Here is a 12854-nt window from a genome sequence, read left to right on the forward strand (position 1 = left end):
TGGTGAGCATTGTCTTTTGCGAGGTGAATGGTGGGCAATGCCCACCCTACCTGGGGATCACTTCACCTCCCGCACGGTCACGAGCTGCCGCATGGCCTGAATCTGTTCCATCGGCGGCAGTCGCGGACCAATCTGGCTCAGCGCCCCCATCGAAAAGGCCGTGGCCAGAGTTGCGCATTCTCGCAGTGATTCACCCCCCAGCAATCCCGCCACCGTGCCCGCCACCATGGCATCCCCCGCGCCGACGGTGCTTTTGATCTCAACCGTCGGGGGCTGAGCGTGGAATGCCTGGGTGCGATCGATAAACAACGCCCCCTCACCTCCCATCGACACCACCACGTAGGGAATGCCAGAGCCAATCAGCTCGCGAGCGGCGGCGATGATCTCGGCATGGCTGGAGAGGCGGGTGTTCAGCACCTCCTCTAGCTCAGCTTGGTTAGGCTTAATTAGATCGGGCTTGGCGGGCAGGCCAAAGCGCAGCGCGTCGCCGCTGGTGTCAAGAATCACGGTTTTGCCCTGGGCCTTGAGGGGGCCGATTAGCTCGTCATAGATGTCGGTAGATAGCCCCGCTGGCACGCTGCCCGAGAAGACAAACCAGTCGCAGCTCTCGGTCAGGGCCTGCACCACATTTCTCAAGCGATCGACATCTTGATGGGTGGGCGACTGGCCAGGGTAGTTGATGTCGGTGACTTGCCCCTGGGCATTGTCCACAATTTTGATATTGACGCGGGTCTCACCAGGTAAATAGAGGAAGTGGTCATCGATGCCCTTCTGGTGAAAAAGTGTCTTAAATAGAGCATCATTTTTCTGACCTAAGAAGCCCGTAACGCTGACCTTGTGGCCTGCCTCTGCTAAGAAGGAAGCCACGTTCACGCCTTTGCCACCGGCGTCATCCTGCTTCCAATCGACCCGGTTCACCGCATCGGTCTGAAAGTTGGGGATCGAGACGGTCTGGTCGATCGCCGGGTTGAGCGTCACCGTAGCAATGCGGTGGGTCATAGTGCCCTCACCTCCTCTGCGGTGCGACAGGCGATCGCCCTTTGAGCCAGACGCTTCATCTGCTTCATCGACGCTGCCCGCAGCCGGGCCTTCACCTTGGGGATGCTGGGGATATCCATGCTCAGCTCTTTCACCCCCAGTCCGGCGAGAATCATCGCGCCCTGGGGTTCTCCAGCCAGGCCGCCACAGACACCGACCCACTTACCGGTCAGCTTGGCCCCCTGCACCGTTTGATAGATCGCCCGCAGCACGGCAGGGTGCAGGGCATCGGCCTGCTTGGCCAGGGTGGGGTGGCCCCGATCCATCGCCAAGAGGTATTGGGTCAGGTCATTGGTGCCCACCGAGAAGAAGTCAACTTCTTGGGCAAACTCCGCCGCCATCAGCACGGCGCTGGGTACCTCGACCATCATGCCGATTTCCACCGGCGGCCCATTGATCGCTGCCCGCACCGATTCCAGCACCGTCTTGGCGGCGCGAATATCCTCCAGCGTGGCAATCATAGGAAACATGATGCGGATGTAGCCGCCGCGAGCCGCCCGCAGAATTGCCCGCAGCTGAGTCTCGAACAGCTCGGTGCGCTCCAGACAGAGGCGCACGCCGCGAATGCCCAGGAAGGGATTTTCTTCGGCGGGCTGGTTCAGGTAGGGCACATGCTTGTCGCCGCCAATATCTAGCGTGCGCACGATCAGCGGCAGGCCGTTGAGAGCCTTGGTCATCTGGCGGAGCGCGTCGTACTGCTCGTCTTCGGTAGGGGCAGAGCTACGGTTCAGGAAAAGGAATTCTGTGCGCAGCAGGCCGACTCCTTCCGCCCCAGCATTGACCGCTGGGGCAGCTTCTGCTGGGGCACCGATGTTAGCAACCACTTCAATTCGGTGGCCATCGGTAGTGATGGCGGGCTGGAAGCGAGTTTGCTGTTCGACATCACGGAGCTGAGCGCGATCGCCCATCGCCTGCCTTGCCTTCGCCAGATCCGCCTCAGTCGGGTTTGGGTAGAGCTGACCCTGATCGCCGTCGAGAATGGCCGTTGCCCCCTCTGGCAGATCTAGAATCCCTATCCCAGCACCAGCAATAGCGGGAATGTTGAGCGATCGCGCAATAATTGCTGTGTGCGAAGTCGCCCCACCCGCCGACGTACAGAACCCGTGAATTTTGGCTGGATCTAGCCCCGCCGTATCTGAGGGAGCCAGATCGTCAGCAATCAGAATCACGGGATGATCGGGCAAGCCTGCTCCCGCGTCACCCTGGCCTACCAGCCGCCCCAGCACCCGCTGGCCCACATCGCGCACATCCGCCGCTCGGCCCGACAGCACCGGATCGGCTAGCGCTTCTAATTCCTTCGCTTTGGCCTCGATTACCTGCTGCCAGGCCCAGGGCGCACTGTGTTTAGGCGGAATTCGGTTCAGCGCCTCCTGCTGCAGCTCGGGATCGGCTAAGAATTCGCGGTGGGCCTGAAAGATCGCGGCCTTAGCTTTGCCAGAGCGTTCTTTAATGGTGGTGTAGAGATCAGTTAAATCAATATCGGCGAGGGCAATCGCATTCCTCAGTCGATCCTGCTCTGCGGTTGGGTCGCTGGCGGTTTCGGTAAACTCTAGCTTGGTGCGGTGGAAGCGGTGCAGGGGCGCGATCACCAGCCCAGGAGACGCCGCCACCCCTGACAGAGCACGACTTTCTAGGTCCAGCGCTGGTAGCTTCAACGCCGGGCTTGCCGCCACTTCCTCCTCTTCCTCCAACCCGTCTTCGACCGCCTGTTGCAGAGCGTCTAGCGCCTGGGTGGCATCGCTGCCCCTAGCCAGCACCCGCACTAGGCCATCTCGCTCAACGCCCAGCTTCAGCAGCGACATCAGGCTTTTGCCGTTGGCCACCTGGTCGCCGTAACGCACCCGCACCTCGGCACTAAAGGATTTCGCCAAATCCGCAAACACGGTGGCTGGGCGAGCATGCAGCCCCGTTGGCGCGTCGATAGTGACATCGAAAAACTGGTCGAAGCCCTCGGTGTCGAGTCCTTTGCTGCTAGAGGATGGCTTGCCAGTGAGGCGATCGCAAATTACCTGGGCGTCCTCCGTCTCCACTAGCGCCTGCACCGCCGCCGGGTCATCTAGCACGTGGGTCAAGTTGGTAAGAATCTGCAAGTGCTCATCCGACTTCGCCGCAATACCCACCACCAGCCGCACCACCTCGCCGGGGTTCCACTCCACTCCAGCGGGAATTTGCAGCACCGCAATGCCCGTCGTCACAATCAGGTCACGCTGAGCAGGCTGCCCGTGGGGAATGGCAATGCTATTGCCCAGGTAGGTGTTGGCCTGGGTCTCCCGTGCCAGCATGCTGTGGATGTAGCCTGGCTGAATGCGACCACTGGCCACCAGCAGTTCTCCTGCCTGCCGAATCGCGTCTTCTTTGCTGTGGGCGGTGGCCTTAAGCCGCACATCCTCCGGCGTTAGGTTGATCATTCAGACATCTCTCCATGGGGGTTATCTATGAGGAAATTCAAGCGGTTAATTAAGCAAACTTAAACGCACAAAACCCACCCAAAATCTCGACGTTCTGGGCCAGGAATCAATACCTGCAAAGCGTTTTCTAATGTCTTAATTGTTCAAGACCAGAGGCAACCTGGGAGAGCTTTGTCATATTTCCTTAGACACTGCTTAAAGATTTGTATTGCCTAAGAGCCAGCCCGCTAGGTCAGCAAAATTCAGCGCCATTGATCCTATAATTTGGCTACAAACCCTCCCTTGGGGATATGACATCAGCTCAACATAGCCCCCATGTTCTGCCGCTCTCCTGGTGAATTTGTATCGCTGCATACAGTACACATTGAGAGAGAATTTTATAAGTGGTCTGACTGACCGATAAGGTGAAGTTGGCTTTTGTTGAGCTGTTTTTCTCCTCCATCCCGCTCTAAATCACGGCCCACTATGCAAGATATTCAGATCGAACCTGTGCTTACCGTTGAGGCGGTGCCAAAGGAGCTTCAGGCAGACGCCAAGGGTGTTTCCCTGCGGGATGTGACAAAGAAATATGGCTCGTTTGCAGCGGTTCAAAACATCACGCTTGATATTGCAGCCGGTTCATACACCTGTTTGCTCGGCCCCAGCGGCTGTGGCAAAACTACCACCATGCGCATGATCGCGGGCCACGAAGACATTTCTGAGGGCGATATCTACATTGGCGAAACGCGCATCAACGGCATTCCCGCCACCCAGCGCAATACCGCCATGATGTTTCAAAATTATGCGCTGTTTCCGCACAAAACCGTGTGGGATAACGTTGATTTTGGCCTCAAAATGCGCGGCATGACTAAAGCAGATCGGCAGCATCGCGTCGGCGAAATGCTAGAGGTGGTGGGGTTGAGCAGTTTTAGCGATCGCAAACCCGCCCAGCTCAGCGGCGGTCAGCAGCAGCGGGTTGCCCTGGCCCGCGCCCTCGTCACTCGGCCCCAGGTGCTCATGCTCGACGAACCCCTCAGCGCCCTCGACGAATCACTGCGAGTAAAGACTCGGGGCGAGTTGCGCAAGCTCCAGCGCCAGTTCGGCATGACCTTTATTCAAGTCACCCACAACCAAGATGAGGCCTACTCCCTCTCCGACCAAATTGTGGTGATGGATCACGGCCGCGTTGATCAGGTCGGCACCCCCGCCGAGATCTTCTCTAAGCCCCTGTCAAAATTTGTGGCCCGCTTTACCGGCGACAACAACATCTTCCCGGGCACCGTCACCAGCGCCGTGCAAGATACAAACGGCCAGCTCATTCAGCTCGACATTCCCTCCCTGGGCAACCTGCTGTGCCTCGGCGACTACGCCCAGGTGGGAACTGAAGCCGCCTGCTGCATCCGCGCCGACCTGATGCAGATCAAATCCCTCACCGATGCCGAAACGTCAGCCTGCGGTCCGGCTACTAACCGCCTCACCGCTCGCATTACCGCCGTAGAGTTTACTGGCTATGTCACCCGCGTTTCGCTAGTGCTCGAGCGCAGCGGCGTAGAAGTTTTGTATAAAGCCCGTACCCCCGACTGGCTCACCACCACCTTTGAAGAAGGGCAGGTGGTCGTACTCGACTGGGCCGCCGCCGACTGCGTTTTTCTGCCCCACTAATTTTGGGCTAGACACTCAAGCGTTCTCCTCCCACGCTTTCTCAACCATTCGTTATTACTGAATTGCTAACCATGGGTAAGTTTTCTCGCCGCCAAGTGATTCGCACCAGCCTCGCCGCTGGCGCTTTCCTGACCGCCACCCGCTGCGCTGCGCCCTCAGGCACCCCCAACAACCCGGCTCCTGGCCCCCAGGTCAACACCAACCAAAGCAAAGATGTCACCCTGCGGCTGATTGGCACGGGCGTGTCGCAAATCAACGACATCCGCGACAAAGCCCAAGAAGACCTGGGCTTTAAGTTCGACATGCGGGCCCTCAGCACCGAAGAAAACAACCAGATCGCCATTACCCAGCCCGGCCAATACGACATCTTTGATGGTGAGTACTTCAGCCTGCCTCTAGTGGTGCCCTCAGGTAATCTTCAGCCCATCGACATTAAGCGCATCACCAACTACGACAAGATTGTCTCCTTCTTTAGAACCGGCGAATTCAAAGGCCTGCCGGTCGAAAAATCCCAGGGTACTGCTCCCTTTAAAGTTCAGTACCTCACCGGGCCTGACTCAAAAGAATTCTCCCCCACCCCCACTGACTACGCCACCCTAATTCCCTTCCAGTACAACGCCGACACCCTGGGCTATCGCCCTGACCTAGTCGGTCGCACAATTGAGAGCTGGGGCGAGCTGTTCAACGAAGAGTTTAAGGGCAAGACCTCCATCCTCGACATTCCGCAAATCGGCATTATGGATGCGGCCATGGTGGCCGAGTCCCTCGGTTTGATGACCTTTGCGGACAAAGGCAACATGACCAAGGCCGAAATCGACCAAATCATCGAAATTCTCAAAGAGCAAAAAGCCAATGGCCAGTTCCGCGCTTTTTGGAAAACCTTTGACGAGTCAGTCAACCTGATGAGTTCTGGGGAAGTGGTGCTGCAATCGATGTGGTCGCCAGCAGTGACAGCGGTGCAATCTCAGGGCACTGAGTGCATCTACGCTCCCCTCAAGGAAGGCTATCGGGGCTGGGGCGGCGGCATTGGTCTCTCCAAAAACCTGGAGGGGGTTAACCTCGATGCCGCCTACGAGTACATCAACTGGATGCTCGACGGCTGGGTGGGTGCGTTCCTGGGTCGTCAGGGCTACTACAGCGCCGCCCCCGAGACCGCCCGCAAGTTTATGTCTACCTCCGAGTGGGATTTTTGGTACGAAGGCAAGCCCGCCGTCGAAGACATCGTTGACCCCTTTGGCAAAACCTTGGCTAAGTCTGGTGTCAGCCGCGATGGCGGCTCCTTTGACGAGCGCTTTGGCAACATCGTCTGCTGGAACTCGACCATGGAGGAAAACACCTACCTGGTGCAGAAGTGGAACGAGTTTATTGCATCGTAATTAGATGAGTTGAAAATTTTGAGTTTTGAATTCTAAGTTCTTGATGAAAGGCTTTAATTCAAAACTCAAAATTCAGAACTTAAAACTCCTACACCATTCTTTTCTAACCCTACCCATGTCTGAAACCTGGAAAACCCTCAAGCCCTACGCGTTGATCACGCCGCAGACATTGGTATTTTTGCTGTTTTTGGTGTTCCCCATTCTCATGATTGGGGTGGTGAGCTTTTGGGAGTTCAACGGCTACTCGATGACTCCGGCATTTACCCTAGCTAACTATCAGGGTACTTTGACCGATGTTACGTTTAAGACTTATCTGAATACGTTTAAGTTTCTAGGGATGGTGTGGCTGGCTACGCTCTTAATTGGCTACCCAGTGGCCTATTTTTTGGCGTTCCATGTGCCTAAGCTAGAGTGGCAAATTTTGCTGTTCTTGGTCTGCACGATTCCGTTTTGGACCTCAAATATCATTCGGATGATCTCGTGGGTGCCGCTGCTTGGGCGAGAGGGATTGGTCAACCAAATGTTTATGGGCGTGGGCCTGATTCAGCAGCCGATGGAGTTTTTACTCTACTCCGATTTTGCGGTGGTGCTGGGCATGGTGCACCTCTACATCATTTTTATGATTGCGCCCATTTTTAATAGCCTGATGCGGATCGAGCGCTCCCTAGTAACCGCCGCTGAAGACCTTGGCGCTTCTGGCCTGCAGGTGTTTAAGGAAGTGATTTTGCCCCTGTCGGCACCGGGGATTGCGATCGGTTCGATCTTCATTGTCACGTTAGTCATGGGCGAGTTTGTGACCGTTCGCCTGATGGGAGGGGGGCAGTCCGCGTCCGTTGGCAAGCTGATTCAGACTCAGATCGGTAGTTTGCAATATCCTTTAGCGGCGGCCAATGCGATCGTGCTGTTGGTCGTGACGATGCTGATTATCATCTCGATTCTACGGGTGCTAGATATTCGTAAAGAGCTGTAAGAATAGGTGATCTCGCTGCTTGAGCACAGTTATTCGCCAGGTGTCCCTAGGGAAAAAAATCAACAAATCTCGCCCAGTTGAAGTCTGCTTCCTCTACATTCCTTAAGTGCCATCCTCAGGAAACCCTACAGTTCCCCCCTAACTATCACCTATGCAAAAACGCTCACTGACCTATTACCTGCTACTAGCGTTCTTTTGCCTGTTCGTGCTGTTTCTCTACGGCCCGATGATCACCATTTTTATGCTGTCCATGCAGGGACCGGATGGCGGGTTGACCTTCCCCATGCGGGGCTTTAGCTTTTACTGGCTAGGGCAGGTATTTCAAGAGCAGCGGGTGGGTAATTTTATTGAGCCGTTTGTGCGATCGCTCATCCTGGGCGCTGCCGTCATGGCGATCACGATCGCCGCATCGGTTCTCGCCAGTATGGGGTTTCGCCAGCGATTTAAAGGCTCTACGGTAATCTTTTACATGACCATTGCCAGTCTAATTGTGCCGAGCATCCTGGTTTCTCTAGGCATTGGAGTTGTGTTTCAGGTAATGGGCTGGCCCACCAACTGGTTTACCTCAGGCTTAGGGGCTCACCTGACCTGGACTCTGCCCATTGCCTTTTTGATCATGCTGGGTATCTTCAACCGCTTTAACCCTTCCTATGAGGAGGCCGCTCGTGACCTAGGAGCTACCGACTCTAAAACCTTCTGGGAAATTGTGATGCCGCTGATTGCCCCCAGCTTACTGGGGGTGGGGCTGCTCACCTTTACCCTGTCCTACGACGAATTTACCCGCACGTCCCTGGTGTCGGGCCAAAGCAACACTCTGCCACTAGAAATCTTCGGTATGACCACCAATGTTACGTCGCCTGCCCTCTATGCCTTGGGAACGTTGACGACAATCTTCTCGGCATCGCTGATTTTGATTGCCTTTTTTGCCTACAACGCTGTGGTCAGACGTCAGCGGGGTAAGGCTTAGGCTACGTTACAAAAGGTGCTAGCCCCGCCCCATCCTCTACCGTCACCTTTAGGATGGGCCAATGGAAAGAGATACTTTTTTGGCCCTGCTGCGGCAGCACCGGGCGATCGCCGTTATCCGTGCCCCTGATCTCAATCGGGGGCTGGCCATGGCAGAAGCTGCCGCCGCCGGCGGTATCCACCTGATCGAGATTACTTGGAATAGCTGTCATCCTGGGGATCTAGTCAGCAAGCTCAGGCACCGATTGCCTCACTGCACCATCGGCGTTGGCACTGTCTTATCTAAAGCCGATCTGAAAGACGCCATTGGGGCTGGGGCACAGTTTTGCTTTTGCCCACACACCGATCTGGCGATTACTGAGTTGGCCCAAGACATGGAAATTCCTGTTGTGCCAGGTGCACTAACGCCTCACGAAGTGGTCACCGCTTGGCAGGCCGGCGCAACAGCCGTTAAGGTGTTTCCGGTTAACGCCGTGGGCGGAGCCAGCTATATCCGTAGCTTACAGGGGCCACTAGATCACATTCCCCTCATCCCCACCGGTGGGGTAACCGTTGAGAATGCCGGGGACATGCTGAAGGCAGGGGCGATCGCCGTCGGCCTCTCCACCAGCCTGTTTCCCAAAATCGCCATAGCTGAGCAAAACTGGGCCGCCATTACAACCCTGGCGGCCCAGTTGGTAGATACCCTGTCTAGTACAAACCCTTCGTGCTAACTGCCCAGCTTAAAGGCCTCCACAATCAGAGCGTAAACGGCCCCAATCTTAAAACTGTTGATGCAGTCCAGCCAAACCGGTTTTGGCAACGTTTTTGCTAGGGCTGGATCGCGCCAGCGACGACTATAAACCAGCCAGCTGGCTAGCTCTACCCCCAGCACCAAAAACGCGGAGACAACAGTATCTTGCGTAGCGGCTTGACCAGCGATCGCCGCCAAAGACACCGCAAAAAAATAGCCCAGCAGCAGGCTGAGCAATACCAACGATACCCTCCGCCAGGGGTTGATCAGCCACAGGCTAAATTGATCGCCTAGGTCGTCAATCAAAGTACTTAAACGGGTGCGCTGCATGGGTTAACCCCTAAAATGCCTCTGCCATATCTAGACCGTTCGCGGGCAATATTTTGCCGTTCTACTAAGTCCTAAAACTCAGCCCGACATGCAGGGTGAATGCCCCCCTGACCACAGATATACTCTAGCTGCTCGCCCTCCAGATTCAACGCCTCAGAAAAGTCTACTCCCACCAGCAGTTCGGTGGTTTTTGGCGCCACAATGGTGGTTACAAACGCATCTCCCTGCGATCGCTCTGGCGTAAAAAACCGTGCCCCAGCCAGGTTTACCCCGGCCAGATTTGCCTTTGCCAAGACCGATCCCTCGAGGTTAGCCCCTGCCAAATTTGCTCCCTCCAGGTTGGCCTGGCTCAGATTAGCTCCTTCCAGCTCACCATTGGTGAGGTTAGCCTGGCGTAGGTTAGCCGCCGTTAGATCCGCCTCGCTCAAATTAGCGTCAGTCAAATCTGCCCGAGTTAGATCTGCCGAGGTCAACGTTGCCCCCGCCAGATAAGCCTGCCGCAGGCGAGCATCCACCAGGCTGGCTTGGGTTAAGTTGGCATCGGTCAAATCTGCCCCCACCAGACTAGTACCGTCAAACTTGCCGTGGCTGACATCCGCAGCAATAAACCAGGCGCTGCTCGCATTGGCCCCAGAAAAATCGGCATAGGCCGCTAGGGAATTACTCAGGTTGGCCCTCAGTAGGCTGGTATTACGAAACACCGTATGGCGCAGATGAGCCGCCACCAGACTAACCTCTGTTAGGTCTGAGCCACTAAAGTCAGTTGTCCAATCATCAAAGGTGTCCTGGCGACCATCTGCCCCCGCATCAAAAAGCTTGGCCTTGCGCATCCGCGCCCCTGACAGCACGGCGTTGCGCCAGGTAATCCCGGCCAAATGCTGCTGCTCTAGCACCATAGTAAAGGCGTCAGGACTTTCGATTATGTAGCTCAAATTAGTGCCGCTGAGGTCAACCTGGTTAAGACTGCTGCTGTGTAACACCAAAATTTTAGTCAAGGTTTGCTTCACCGTGCGCTGTCGCAGTTGCGGCAGCAGTCGTTGCTCTGGGGGAAGCGCCAGCAGATCATTGGCTAAAGCTAGATTGAGCCGCTGCAAGTGAGGAATAGCCGGTGGCCCCAGCGTCACTAGGCCCTGCTGTAAGGTATCGAGCAAGCCAGGGTCATTGGTCTGAGCCAACATATCCACTAATAGAGGTATAGCGCGCACATCCTGACTGCTGGCTAGTGCTAGAGCTGCCGCCTGGCGATCGCTAAACGAAGCGGCATTACGGCTAAGATTTTCTACCAAAGCCAAAAACAGCACATCCCCTTGATTAGCCTGGGGCAACCGTCGATCTAGCCACACAGCTCCCAGACCACCCAACACAACCACCCCAGCCAGAGCACTGAGCACAGGCAAATGTCGCCGCCAGCCCCACGGCCCCAACACCGCCGCTGACTCAGTCGAAGACAGCACAATGGCCCTAAGACCGCCGTATTCTTCTGTGGACAACCTCGCCAGCGACGACTCTGTTAGCGCAGCTGAGGCATCTCCGCTAACAGAGTCGTCGCTCTCACTGTCAGATACAGCATGATACCGACTCAGTATCTGCCCGCCCCGCAATAGCACAACTCGAGTGCCCGCCAGATTGTCATACCAGGTCCATCGCGAACGACTCGTCTGTCCTATAGCCCCTGACCCCAATCCACAGGCTAGAGCTAACCCACCTAACCACGGCAAACTGGGAAATGCCCCACCACCCAGCCAAATTCCATAAGCCACTACTGTGGGTAACCCCCAGCGACCCAGCTCTCGGACCAAAACCTTTCGGGCACTGGGTAGCGGTCGCTCGCTCGCCACCACTTGTATTCCTAGCCAACTCTTCGGCCAGGTTTTACCCCGAGTTGCTAGGCCATAGAGTTGACTACCCACAAAGACCCCTGGCAACACCAGGGTGCCAAACCACAGCACATTAGTTAGAGGCGGCACCTTCGTCACTATCCTCTGACGCGATCGCCCCAACGGACGGGCAATCGCCTCTTGAGCCACCGTTATCGCTGAATTTACAGGTACTAGCTCAGCAGTAGAATGTCGACGAACTAACTCTCCTGCTCCCCAAGGAAGCGCTACGCTCGCCACCACCAACCCCACCTCCAGACTCCAAGCCACCAATCGCCGCATCGATAAACTGTGGGCCACCGATAACCGCCCTTGCACTCGAGCGGCAGATACCTGAGCTGCAATCGGTTGAGAATGAGATGTCTGTGCCATAGAAAGCTCGATACAATCCAGGTTCTGAAGTTACCAAGGAATACCGAGCGATTGCCGCCCAGAGAGCTGACCCTAGTTCTTCACCATAATTGCCCTTCATAATAGCGAAGGCCTCCCATTTCGGCGGATTTTAACCCTCAACATTTCAACCATTCATAGGGAAACTAGGCACCTTGAAATCTGGCACATTTACTGTCACACGTAGCTGTATCTCTGAATACTATAGAGCCATAGACAAACGCTCCTATTTGAGGAGGACACGCGATGAAAACTCTACTCAGATCATTTACTTTGCCCGCCGCCGCCCTTGCTTTGGCCTTGGGCACAGGCGTGGCCTCAGCCCAGCCCGTTGCTCAAACTCCCCTTAGCCAGCCCATACAAACCAGCGGTTCCGTCAATCCCAGCCGCCCCTCTAGCTGTGGCGTTCTTAACGATGGTGCAGTCCAGATTTTGCAAGTCAATCAAGACTTCGCCGCCGTTGATATTGCTGTGAATGGCACTAGTGGCCTCACCCTGCTCATCCAAGGCAGCAACGGTTTTAGCGAATGCCATACCGGCGGTGGCGGTACCATCAATGCACCAGGACTGCTAAATCAGGGTACCTACTCCTTCTTCATTGGCAACAGTAGCACTACCCCCACCAGCTACAACCTCACCATCCGAGAAAACTAATCTCGTTACCCACGCCACCATAATCGCCCGAATCGCCTGAATCAACTCAGGCGATTATTTTGTGTAACAGCTATAGCCATGCGGGTTAGGGCATAAACCAAAGACAGAGACATCACGATTCAAGTTCCATGCCTAAACCCCCCAGCATCAATTTGCGAAAAAAGGTCATTAACGTCATCGAACTGGATGGAATGAAGAGAGCAAAGCCAGGGCCGTCTTTGGCATCAGTCGCAACACCATCGACTTGTCGCTAAAGCGTAAAGCCGCTACTGGCAACTTAGCCCCTCAGATCAGCTCAAGTGCACCTCGTCCGCAGCGAAACAAAAAGCCTCACTCTGGTAAAGGAGTGAGGCTTTTCAAGTAGAGACCTGGCATCGAGCTATTTTGACAAGGGGCAACCCCCTCACTATCTTCGCCGCAGCTGCGTTTCACGACTGAGTTCGGGATGGGTCAGAGTGGGACCACAGCGCC

10 protein-coding genes are annotated in these 12854 nt (G+C 55.7%); 6 read left to right on the plus strand and 4 right to left on the minus strand.

Features of this window, described 5'->3' with window-relative positions:
* Positions 1-57: 57 nt before the first annotated feature.
* Together pfkB and ptsP are read right to left on the minus strand one after the other, a co-directional pair.
* Complete coding sequence (pfkB, locus tag H6F57_RS25280) at positions 58-999, minus strand: 1-phosphofructokinase (protein WP_190631696.1); 942 nt, start codon at positions 997-999, stop codon at positions 58-60.
* Complete coding sequence (ptsP, locus tag H6F57_RS25285; RefSeq protein WP_190631694.1) at positions 996-3446, minus strand: phosphoenolpyruvate--protein phosphotransferase; 2451 nt, start codon at positions 3444-3446, stop codon at positions 996-998. Before ptsP ends, pfkB begins: the two co-directional genes overlap by 4 nt.
* A 465-nt stretch (positions 3447-3911) precedes the next feature.
* Here ptsP and H6F57_RS25290 point away from each other — a divergent pair, with 465 nt between their 5' ends.
* From H6F57_RS25290 to H6F57_RS25310, 5 genes are all read left to right on the plus strand, one after another.
* A complete protein-coding gene (locus H6F57_RS25290) occupies positions 3912-5087 on the plus strand; it encodes an ABC transporter ATP-binding protein (RefSeq protein ID WP_190631692.1) in 1176 nt (391 codons plus the stop codon).
* A 71-nt stretch (positions 5088-5158) separates the two neighbouring features.
* A complete protein-coding gene (locus H6F57_RS25295; RefSeq protein ID WP_190631690.1) occupies positions 5159-6463 on the plus strand; it encodes an extracellular solute-binding protein in 1305 nt (434 codons plus the stop codon).
* 115 nt (positions 6464-6578) lie between these two features.
* A complete protein-coding gene (locus tag H6F57_RS25300; RefSeq protein WP_190631688.1) occupies positions 6579-7433 on the plus strand; it encodes an ABC transporter permease in 855 nt (284 codons plus the stop codon).
* A gap of 151 nt (positions 7434-7584) precedes the next feature.
* Positions 7585-8400 (plus strand): ABC transporter permease, encoded by an 816-nt coding sequence (locus H6F57_RS25305; RefSeq protein WP_190631686.1) that lies wholly within the window; start codon positions 7585-7587, stop codon positions 8398-8400.
* A 61-nt stretch (positions 8401-8461) separates the two neighbouring features.
* Positions 8462-9112 (plus strand): bifunctional 4-hydroxy-2-oxoglutarate aldolase/2-dehydro-3-deoxy-phosphogluconate aldolase, encoded by a 651-nt coding sequence (locus tag H6F57_RS25310; protein WP_190631684.1) that lies wholly within the window; start codon positions 8462-8464, stop codon positions 9110-9112.
* Here the strand turns inward: H6F57_RS25310 and H6F57_RS25315 are convergent.
* Both H6F57_RS25315 and H6F57_RS25320 read right to left on the minus strand, forming a co-directional pair.
* Positions 9109-9462 (minus strand): DUF565 domain-containing protein, encoded by a 354-nt coding sequence (locus H6F57_RS25315; RefSeq protein ID WP_190631682.1) that lies wholly within the window; start codon positions 9460-9462, stop codon positions 9109-9111. The two genes, H6F57_RS25310 and H6F57_RS25315, sit on opposite strands and share 4 nt — an antisense overlap.
* A gap of 71 nt (positions 9463-9533) precedes the next feature.
* Positions 9534-11711: a pentapeptide repeat-containing protein gene (locus H6F57_RS25320; protein WP_190631680.1), complete on the minus strand. Its 2178-nt coding sequence runs from the start codon at positions 11709-11711 to the stop codon at positions 9534-9536.
* 264 nt (positions 11712-11975) lie between these two features.
* On the opposite strand from H6F57_RS25320, the gene H6F57_RS25325 reads away from it, so the two are divergent.
* Positions 11976-12383, plus strand: coding sequence for a hypothetical protein (locus H6F57_RS25325; protein WP_190631678.1), 408 nt, complete (start codon positions 11976-11978; stop codon positions 12381-12383).
* Positions 12384-12854: the final 471 nt, after the last annotated feature.

It is taken from the genome of Leptolyngbya sp. FACHB-60 (assembly GCF_014695775.1).
Lineage (GTDB): Bacteria > Cyanobacteriota > Cyanobacteriia > Phormidesmidales > Phormidesmidaceae > Nodosilinea.